We start from the raw sequence: 3,827 nt of genomic DNA on the forward strand, positions 1-3,827 counted from the left end.
GGTCGCGGGAGACGGCTGCGCTGGTTGTCCACAGGCACGCACCGATAGTCGTATCATGCGGCAGGCGTGCTCCACGGTCGCGGAGAGCGCCTCCGCGACCCAGGCGTCGAGCGCCTGCCGGTCCAGTGACGTGACCGCGGCGACCTTCCGCGCGATGTCGACGCGGGAGACGAGGGTGTCGCGCAGTGCGCCGCGCGGGTCGTGGCCGGCCGGCCGGGCGAGCGTGGTCATCGGGACGCCTCCTCCAGCCGTGCCATCGCCGTTCGCTCCTCGGCCGCCACGCTGTCGACGATCGCCGCGGCCTCGTCGAGCGAGCGCCGGGCACCGGCGTCGTCGGCGTCGCGCAGCAGGTTCGCCACGTCCGTCCAGCGCTTGGCGATGCGGCGGTACTCGACGGCGAGCTCGTCGTAGGCCTCGACGCCGGTCAGCTCGTGCGCCTCTTCCAGGAACTGCGCCCACAGCGTCCGGAAGAGTCCGCCGCCCGTGCCGCCTTCCTCCATGCTGGTGCCGACGGCGCTCATCGCCTCCACGGGACGGTCGAGCTTGTCGTGCCACCCGCGCATGAGCGAGCCGGCCTTCGCGATCCCCTTGAATCCCATGTTGGTGATCGGCGGGCTCAGGAAGTCCTGTGCGGCGGCGAGGATCGAGGTCCGGCAGGCCTTCGCGAGGATCGACTCGTCGTAGCCGCGCGGGTCCACCCGGACCGACAGGTGGCGCGAGGACATCGGCCCCTTGGCGGCCCGGGCCCTGGCCAGGCTTTCCCGCGACGTCGACTGGACGCCGAGCGCGCGGGTCTCGACGACGACGAACCTGTCGTCCTCGTAGCCGAGGCAGGCGACGTAGTGCGCGGCGAAGTGGTGGTTCTCCCGCGCGTAGTCGAGGTGGTAGCGGTCGAGCTTGAGGCCCACCACGTCGCCCTCGTCGAGAGCCTCGATCAGTGTGGCCTCGGCCTTCGCCGCCGAGGACGTCTCCTGTGCCCGCAGCTCCAGGGCGAGGGCGTCCGCCACGTTGCGCATGAGGTGGTCGGGTTTGACCCGGCCGGCGAGGAACGGGCTGGGCATCTGTTTCGAGTGCCAGTACAGGAACGACAGGCCCTGTCCCAGCCCGAAGATCAGCGGCTCGCTCAGCTCGATGTCGTGGTTGCGGAGCATGTTGAGCAGCGCGGTGGATTCGCAGTGTTCGCCGGAGTACGGCGAGATCTCAATGACCGCCATCGCCGTGCCCCGTTCCGCCGCGCGGCGCCTCGTAGACGATCTCGAGCACGGAGCCGCTGTCGTTGTTGCGCAGATGCCCGTAGGTGTGGCCGAGTTCGTCCGCCTCGGTGAACGCGATGTTCTCGAGGTGGTCGACGTCCCGGTCGAGGACGTCCAGGAGGTAGCGGACGTCGGCGTCGGTGTGCACGTCGATGGCGACGTGCGACATCAGCCGTCCCCGCTCGCCGGCGGGGCGGTCCGCCCAGGGGCCGAACCGGCGGCAGGCGAACATCTCGATGACCCGTCCGTCGGAGAGGGCGATCGAGTTCCACCATCCCGGCGTGCCGTACTGCCGGGGGGAGATGTACGACGGCCCCATCTCGACGATGGTGATCCGGCCGGACGCCCGGAGGTCGTTCAGGTGGGCGTTCCAGTCGAACACCTCGTCGTCGTTGTCGTAGTCGCCCATGTAGATGCCGACGTGGTTGACCCCGGCGAACTTCTCCACGACGTGGTCCGGCGCGTATCCGCACCAGGCCGACAGGTACAGACCGCAGTCGAGGTCCCGCCATGTGCTCGACGTCTGGAGGATCTCCTCCCAGGCCCGGCCGAAGCCGGCGCGGTCGGGGAAGCGCCCGTCGCGCGTGGCGGTGATGGCCGGCGAACTTCCCGCGAGTGCGTTCATGGCGCTTCCTTCCTGCCCGTGATGACGATCCCCATCTGCACTTCCGTCACGACGGCCGTGTCGAGCGCGGTGCCTCGCAGCAACTCTTCGATCTCGCTCTTGACGTATGAGGACCGGATCGAGGTGCGGAAGCCCGGGCGCATGTCGGCCGCGATGTTCGCCTTCATGAACTGGAACGTCGTACGGTCGACGTCCCTGCGCAGATCGGAGACGCAGTACCGGCCGCCCGGCCTGAGCACGCGGTGCATCTCCGAAAGGGCGGTCACCGGATCCGCCCATTCGTGCAGTGAGGACGCGCTGATGACGTGATCGAAGCGGTGGTCCTCGAACGGCAGGGACAGTACCGTGCCGCATTCGTAGGCGCATCGCCCGGCGACGCCGTACCCGTTCGCGTTGAGGGTCGCCCGTCGGAGCATCGCCGGTGAGATGTCGAGGCCGACGAGCCGGGCGGAGTCCTCGGCCTGGATGATCCATTCCAGGCCCAGGTAGCCCGGGCCGCATCCCAGCTCCAGGACCTCGCCGGAGGAGATCTCCGCCGCCAGGATGTCGTCTATCTTCTCCTGGAGCCAGCCGTTGTCCCGGATGTGGCGCTGCATCTCGTCGTATTTGAGGGCCAGTTCGTCGCCCTGCAGGCCCTCGTCGGTCTCCGGCACCCGCGCGGCGACGGCGCCCCGCGCGCTAGCCACGGTCCGGCCCCAGCCGCCGTATTCCCACTGCTACACCTCTCATCGTCGCGCTCCCCATGTGCACGTCGGAACGGTCGTTGTCCGTCAGGAGATTGACCGAGGATCTGAGCGACTCGTCGACCGAGGACTCGCCCGGATACCACCAGCCGGCGTCCGCCATCACGACGTTCGGTGCGACGGAGTCGGAGATCTTGACCGTCATGCGCACCCCGCGCGCACCGGTCCGCGTGAAGAGGTCCACCTCTTCGCCCTCTGTCAGCCCTTCCCGCTCCGCGGTGTCCGGGTGGACGGTCACCCGCGCCGTGGTCTGGCCGCGCGAGGTCGTCGGGAGTTGGTGGAACTCGGTGTTGTAGAACTGGCGTGGATGGGCGCTGGTCATCAGGTACGGCAGAGCCGGGTCCGTCTTCGGCGGGCGCCGGAAGACCGGGAACGGCTCGTAGCCCATGGCCCGCAGCCCGTTGTTCATGAGGTTCACGCGTCCGGACCGGGTACGGAATCCGCCGTCGCGGTACTTGCGGTACCGCTTGTCGTTGCGGATGTAGCCGATCTTCGTGAACTGTTCCCAGGTGAGCTCGATGCCGGCCAGCTTCGCGTCGAGAGCGGCTTCCAGCGAGGGGAAGAAGTGCTCGCTCAGGCCGAGCCGTTGGGCGAGCTGGAGGATGATCTCCTCGTCCGAGCGGCAGCCGTCGACCGTGGCGATCTTCTGCCGGGCCGCGATGTAGGAGTTGAACTCGACGATCTGGTCCCGCTCGAGCCAGCTCGACGTCGGCAGGACGACGTCGGCGTACCGGGCGGTCGGCGTCATGAACAGGTCGCACACGACGACCAGGTCCAGCTTGCTCATCGCCTTACGGACCAGCTCGGTGTTCTCGTGGGAGGCCAGCATGTTGCTGCCGAAGACCAGCATCGAGGTGATCGGGTACGGCGAGCCGGTCACGATGGCCTCGTGCAGGTCTCCCGGGGCGACCCAGCCGGACATCGAGAGGATCTTGTGCCTGTCTCCGCCGATCCGTTTCTTCGCCTGCTCCTCCGGGAGCAGGTCGGAGCGGGGGAAGGTGCGCCGGCCCTCGATCGGCATCGGCTCCCAGATCACGTCGCCGCCGGGGGCGTCGATGTTTCCGCAGATCGCGGCGAGGAGGGCGATGGCGCGGTGGGTGTCGAAGGAGTTCTCGTTTTGCGACAGACCGGTTCCGGCCTCGATGCACGCCCGTGAGGCGAGGGCGTAGGAGCGGGTGGCTTCGTGGATGAGCTCGGGTGTGAGTC

At 68.6% G+C, this 3,827-nt stretch carries 4 protein-coding genes and 1 pseudogene; all 5 read right to left on the minus strand.

Going from position 1 to position 3,827, the window contains the following annotated elements; genetic code table 11:
• A pseudogene (locus ABZ281_RS41590) lies at positions 1–231 on the minus strand (hypothetical protein); the annotation flags it as partial.
• Positions 228–1,214, minus strand: a complete 987-nt coding sequence (locus tag ABZ281_RS41595; RefSeq protein WP_356663131.1) for a BtrH N-terminal domain-containing protein — start codon at positions 1,212–1,214, stop codon at positions 228–230. The pseudogene ABZ281_RS41590 and the gene ABZ281_RS41595, both read right to left, overlap by 4 nt.
• Positions 1,201–1,878 carry a hypothetical protein gene (locus ABZ281_RS41600; protein WP_356663132.1) on the minus strand — a complete coding sequence of 226 codons (678 nt, stop codon included), beginning with the start codon at positions 1,876–1,878 and terminating at the stop codon, positions 1,201–1,203. Before ABZ281_RS41600 ends, ABZ281_RS41595 begins: the two co-directional genes overlap by 14 nt.
• On the minus strand, positions 1,875–2,564 hold the full coding sequence (locus ABZ281_RS41605) for a class I SAM-dependent methyltransferase (RefSeq protein WP_356663133.1): 690 nt from the start codon (positions 2,562–2,564) through the stop codon (positions 1,875–1,877). Before ABZ281_RS41605 ends, ABZ281_RS41600 begins: the two co-directional genes overlap by 4 nt.
• Positions 2,557–3,827, minus strand: a 1,271-nt coding sequence (locus ABZ281_RS41610; protein ID WP_356663134.1) for a molybdopterin-dependent oxidoreductase, incomplete at its 5' end; no start/stop codon positions are given. The genes ABZ281_RS41605 and ABZ281_RS41610, both read right to left, overlap by 8 nt.

Origin of the sequence: Streptomyces sp. NPDC006265, assembly GCF_040613555.1 — a bacterium.
GTDB lineage: Bacteria > Actinomycetota > Actinomycetes > Streptomycetales > Streptomycetaceae > Streptomyces.

What these genes read in the sequence shown, in the direction of transcription:
- ABZ281_RS41595 (WP_356663131.1), bottom strand. Translation starts at nt 1,214, where the DNA reads ATGGCGGTCATTGAGATCTCGCCGTACTCCGGCGAACACTGCGAATCC.
- ABZ281_RS41600 (WP_356663132.1), bottom strand. Translation starts at nt 1,878, where the DNA reads ATGAACGCACTCGCGGGAAGTTCGCCGGCCATCACCGCCACGCGCGAC.